The following is a 5736-nucleotide window of genomic DNA, read 5'->3' as shown; positions in this document are numbered from 1 at the left end:
ATCCTTACTTTCCCTAACTCTCGGGGATTTAAGTGTTATCGAACTATAATTCCCAAAACCCTTATATTGCAATAAATGCAGCCTCTTAACATGTACTTTATAAATCAGCTCTAAATCCAAATCCTTATACTAAGGATACATCAAGATTTATTGATCGTGATAATCAAGAAAAATATACTTGACATATTTTTAATATAGAAGTTGTCTATTCAAGATGAGATTCACTAGCGCTAACGTTATAAAGCTAGATAAAAAAATGATGTTATACCAATTTGATAAATGTTTGCTACAAATAGTTAGGGTATTTATTAGAATTCAGAAGTCGTATGGGAATAGATTTAACAGCAGCTTTTAGGTCGTAAATTCTTTTTTTGTTAAAAGGACATTTCCTAAAAAATCTTTTGACTGCACTTATTATTAGTAACATTCTTTTTTCAAATTGGTATTACATTGTCATGGAATCATGAGGGTAGAACTCAAACTCAGGAAAAGTCAGGTTAAATTAGAATAATCACACATAATACCGCAAATATGCAAAGTCGAGAAAAATCAAACAGCTAATGTATTAAGTAATATCCAATTCTACGATCGCGAAGTTTCTTAAATTTAAAAAAACCAGCCGCAATAACTAGCTGGCAGAAATTACTGTATTGGGAAATTGATACTTACCATGCAAGAAGTGTAGCCGACTATGAATGTTTAGAGGTTTGCTGCTGATTAACTCAACTATGATATACAGACTATAACTAAACTTATCTATTAAAATAAGTTTATACATTTCAATAGACGTAATATCTCTACATAATTAATGTAAACCTCTATTTTACTTCAGCAAGATTAATTTATCAAAAAATGTAACATTGTTTGTTTATATAGTGCAACCTTTCTTCATATAATTCTGATAATTAAAATCTACCTACATATATCATATACACTCCCCAGATAGAAAAAATACAAGCTACAATCGTTGACCATACTGGATGGCCATTATTAATGATTTGACTATTATCAGCTTTTAAGTGATAGATATCTATCCAAGGAATAGCCCCTCTCCTCCACCAACCAGTAACAGTTATAGACTTACCAACAAGACCGCCAGGATTAGTTAGTGCAGGCCAGAGGTTACCAATAGGACCTAATTGAGAAGAATAATGTAATTTTATCAGTCCCTCTGTGGTTTGTAGAATCAAATCTTGTCCCAACAAATTACTTATCCCACTCTTGCCCAGAAGTTGGCCTTTGAGCTGAATTTGCTGACTATCTAATGGCAAAGCTTCTGAGTCGGTTAGCAATTTTAGCAAATTAGGATGTTGCAAAATTTTAGCTGGTTTAATATCGGGAAAAAAGTGATTAATCCTAATAAAAATACCAATACTAAAACCGATAGCTATAGAGCCAACTAAAATCGAAATATCTCCCCATAACCAATCCAGTCTCCAAAGACCAACAGCAGATGAAAATCCACCTATTAACCAAAATAAACCAGCAAAAAATAAACCGATTAACATTCCAAAAAAAGGCGCTCCCTGAAGCAAAAGTTTTTGTAAATCAAAATTTGGTGGAGTTAAATGTTTCTCTTTTTGATTTAACTGATTTTTTTCAATATTAGGATTAATATTTTCTAAATTTATTTCAGTTTCTAGCTTCCAGAAATTAGCATATAATTCTAACATTTTTAACCGTTCGCCAAGTAAAGGATGAGTATTATTAATTGTTAGCCAATTACGATATGGGCTAGTAATATCCCAGTTAAAAATTGATGCAAAATTATTATGGGAACAAATACTACCAACGGTGATAGCTTGATTTATTCCCACTGGCATTAAAAGTTCAAAACTTTCTAATAAGTTTCTAATCTTGCCTTGATTTTGTATATCATTAGCCATGCCAATTGTAATTTTCAGAATAGCTCGTGTCAGACCATTAGGATTTCCGGTTAAATTACAAGCTAGGCGATCGCTATAATAAACACTCCGACGAGATAACCATAAAGTTGGTAATTTTAGTAACCAATATAAGCCATAACTAAGAGTAGAAATTATTACAGCAAAAACTCTAAAACCGGATACTAAAATAGGTAAACAATATTTGATAAATTCTGGTAAAAAATCAGGTAATTTGTGGTCTACAAAATTTAATAACCAATCAGCCCAATAAGTTAATTGCCAATAAATTGTGTAGGGAATTTGAAGCATCAAAATAGCCATAGACATTAACCAAAAGGCTCCTGTTTTAACATGACTAATTTCCCTGGCATAAATAGTGGCAATTTCATCTTCTGCTAATTTATCTAACAATCCCTGACTAACAACTATTCTAAATTTGAAAAAACGAGGCAAGCATCCATAACTGAATGCTATAGGAACATCTATTGGTAAAATTTTCAATTTAATTCCTCGTATTTTTCGTTTTTGGCAAAAGCTACGGAGTAGTTTATTGGCTTCTTTACTATAATTAATTAAAGTTGTTGTTGGTAAGTTTTGGAGACCATAACCAAGAATTAATAATCCATCAATTAACCAGGAAGAGAAGACAAATAATACTGTGAGGAAAATTATAAAATTTCTAGTTGGGTCTCGGTAAAAAATTTGAATTGGTCGAAAATAAGGCAGCCAAACTAGGAAATCATTAGTAAGGTCTAAACTCAACTTTAATATAGTTAGACTTAGCCAAAATAGACCAGCAACCACAGCTATTTTTTCTAGCCAGAAAAGACTTAAGTTAGGAGATTTAAGGTAACGGCCTCCTTTTGCTCTTCCAGCTTCACGCCATATTATTTTCGGCGAGCGATCGTCTATGTCTTTAGCAATATCTGTTGATTTTTTATGGGGTTGATTTGAGGGTTTTGAATTGGAGTTATTAATTTCAGTTGAGAAATGTTGTGTTTGATTTTCTTCTGTATCTATATAATTTTGATTTAACTGAGGATGTTCGATAATATCTGAAGATTGACTAGAAATTTTTGCCGAGTTATTTATGTTCGATAAATTAATATTTTTTTGAGATATTTTTTGATTATTTTTTGCCGATTCATATTTATCTGAAGTGAGATTAAATGGAACAAATCCTGTTTGAATATTTTGTTGTTGATGTGGAGGTGGTAATGGTGGAGGTTTAGGAACAGAAAGACTTGATTTTTGATGCTTTTTTGATGGATATTGTTTTAATAATTCTTTGAGATGACGATTAGCAAAAGTTTGAATTTCATCATTAGAGATTTTTGTTAAATGACGGCATAGGGTAATGGCTTTATCTATTTGTTTAGTTTGTTCATAAGCTACTATTAAGCCCATCTTTGCTTTTAACTTTTGCTTTAGGGGTTCTTGTTGAGAAATTATTTCTAGATGAGCGATCGCCTGTGGATATTTTTTTTGTTTAAGAGCAAGTAAGCCAGCTTTTAAGGATGGTTTTTCTGGCAAATAACTACTTGTCGTAGAGGGTGTATTATCTATCATTTTAATTATTTGATATTAATATTTTGGATAACTAATTAGTCACCTGCAAAAAGTAGAACCACTTTGCTCATTTATGATTTTCATGTCTTTATTTGATTTTAAATTTGACTTAAAATTTCCTGGATCTAATTACTATTTTTTAGTAAGCATTTTCTGTCTGAAGGAAAACTAAAACAAATGAAATACTGCCTCTTATTCCAAGGGTGAAAAAAGAATGCTTTTCTTAGGTAAAAAAATTACTAAGTGATTAATACAGGCGGAATGACCTTTTTGATAATTATTAACCACTGAATTTGTTAATTATTGATCGGGAAAGGCAGAGTGAGCAGACACTTATACTATTTGCGCAGCATTCTGTAGGAAAGGGAATTCTGACTCCTATCCTCTGCTCGTGACTGAAACAAGGATATAAAACCCTTGCATCAACGGAGGTGTCTACAATTAATTGGGGTCAGAAACTCCATCCAGTTCTTCCTTCTGCCCTCTGCCTTCGTTCATAAATATTCACGCCTTTTTATTTTTCATTATTCCCAATTTTACCAGTAATGGACCTAAATAATGTTTCCAGGTATAAGGTTTAAAAACAATACATCTTTTTAAATGAGGAACCCAAACTCTATGTTTGTTAGCATTTAAGTTAATTAGATAAGCAATTTTTTCTATATTTCGGGAATAGCCATGAAGAATTTTAACTGGTTCAGCAAAGGCATTAATAAAACAAAATCTAGCATTCCATTCACTAGGCAAAGGGTACATTCTTGAAGAGGAATTGAGTAAAACTTGGGCGAAAGATGTTTGATCACTTTCTCGCAATTTACTATTAGATAAAAGCTTACTTGTATAGAGGTCAATCCATTCTTTAAATAATCGGTTGTTTGCTTCATTTTTTTTAAACAGAATTACCCCTGTATTTAATGGTTTACAAGGAACTTTTTGACCTGATTCTAAAATTGGATAATAAGTGTCCACTGGAGCAGGAACTAGGGCAAGATCGAAATATTCTAAGATGTCAAATCCATTTTCACAGTCACTAGCAAAAAAAGTATCTGTATCAGCAAAAATAGTTTTTTCATAAGGGGATAAAAAGTATAAATGTTTGACCTTGAATAATAATCCTTCATTTCTACAGGTTACTTGTTCATCTACTGGAATAATTTGATCAAATAAATCTTTATCTTCAGGGTCTTGATTACAAGCTAGAGATATTTTTATAGATGGATTAATCTTTTTTAAACTTCTAGCAGAGTCGCAAGCTTCATCAACATATTTTTTGCCTGCAGCAACGTAAAAAACGCCAGAATTTGAGTTAGTCATTAGCTTAGAACCTAATTTTATTTGATTACTACATAAATATGTGAATACTTTTCCCGAGTGCCCTCAATAAGCAGTAATTTTTATAGTTTATATCCCACTCATTTGAGGGCTTACCAAACAATATTACTACTATCTAAATTGTATAAGTTAATATATTGATTAGGCTAATGAAAAAAGCCGAAAATTAAGAGGTTGCTTCTAAATAAAAGATTAAGTAGGGTTTGTGGAAGTACACTTACAATTTCTGGAATAATAGTCTATTTTACTTTCTTCCCACAATTAAAAGCAGTAGCTGATGGCTGACGGCTGAATGCTTACGGTATAACATTTATTTGAAAAACACTCTTTTAAAGGAAATTAACTTAAAATAATATTGCTAATTTTTATAATTAGACACTACTGATAGGACTTTCATTACTAAAAAATGAGGTCTAAAGCCTACCCTTTTGAGGGGATGAAAAAATTTTCAATTCAGTATTTTCAAGCCTCTGGCTTTAGTGGTCGGTACTGATAACTGATAACTGAAATTACAGTTCTGTATAGCTATATTTCTGCATTACAGGCTGACAAATTACGTTTATTTTCTGTATTTCTTCAGCATTTAGTTTTCCCTGTAAATTGCTAACTCTAGTTGTATTAATTGGTTTGTCAGTACGCGTACCTCCTGCCAAAGATTTTCCAGGATTTTTTTTGTAAAAATTCAGTAAATCATCACTCCATTCAATTCCTAAAAAATTGGTTATTTTCGCTAATGTTTCTTTTTGATTTTGAATTAGTTCTTCATATTGAAACTCTAAAACATCAAATCCATGATTTTTTAGAAAAATCGGGTATTGATTTTTATATAACCAATAAATCCCAGCTAATTCAATTTTAGATAATTCAGATAGATGCCAATTTTCTAACTCTTTGCCAAAAAAAGGTTTGAGTCTTTCTATTTCTTTTATAACACATCGATCAATCCAAT

The 5736-nt window shown here is 31.4% G+C and carries 3 protein-coding genes; all 3 read right to left on the bottom strand.

Annotated elements, in window-relative coordinates:
* Window positions 1–905: 905 nt before the first annotated feature.
* Window positions 906–3455 carry a M48 family metalloprotease gene (locus tag AC3DU7_RS10355; RefSeq protein WP_488039269.1) on the bottom strand — a complete coding sequence of 850 codons (2550 nt, stop codon included), beginning with the start codon at window positions 3453–3455 and terminating at the stop codon, window positions 906–908.
* A 504-nt stretch (window positions 3456–3959) separates the two neighbouring features.
* On the bottom strand, window positions 3960–4769 hold the full coding sequence (locus tag AC3DU7_RS10350) for a glycosyltransferase family protein (RefSeq protein ID WP_488039268.1): 810 nt from the start codon (window positions 4767–4769) through the stop codon (window positions 3960–3962).
* Between the two features lie 527 nt (window positions 4770–5296).
* Window positions 5297–5736, bottom strand: a 440-nt coding sequence (locus tag AC3DU7_RS10345) for a hypothetical protein (protein WP_488039267.1), incomplete at its 5' end; no start/stop codon positions are given.

Source organism: Okeania sp. (genome assembly GCF_983059655.1).
This window is presented reverse-complemented; position numbering and strand designations above follow the sequence as displayed.